Raw genomic sequence first — 281 nt, forward strand, 5'->3', positions numbered from 1 at the left:
TCGGCGTCGAGATCTTCCCGGGCTTCCCGGCCGCCGAGATTCTGTACAACGACGACGGCTCGGTGAAAGGCGTCGCGACCGGCAACATGGGCGTCGGCAAGGACGGCGAGCCGACCGAGAACTTCCAGCTCGGCATGGAGTTGCACGCGAAGTACACGCTGTTCGCGGAAGGCTGCCGCGGGCATCTGGGCCGGCAGCTGATGGACAAGTTCAAGCTGAACGCGAACGCCGATCCGCAGGCGTACGGGATCGGCATCAAGGAGCTGTGGGAGATCGATCCG

General features: G+C 64.8%; 1 protein-coding gene. It reads left to right on the forward strand.

Translation table 11 applies throughout. From position 1 onward, the window contains the following. Positions 1-281: NAD(P)/FAD-dependent oxidoreductase (locus tag HZI36_RS27660; RefSeq protein ID WP_425485303.1), on the forward strand; the 281-nt coding region annotated here is incomplete at both ends.

The sequence above is a fragment of the Burkholderia guangdongensis genome, assembly GCF_013403875.1.
Taxonomy (GTDB): Bacteria; Pseudomonadota; Gammaproteobacteria; order Burkholderiales; family Burkholderiaceae; genus Burkholderia; species Burkholderia guangdongensis.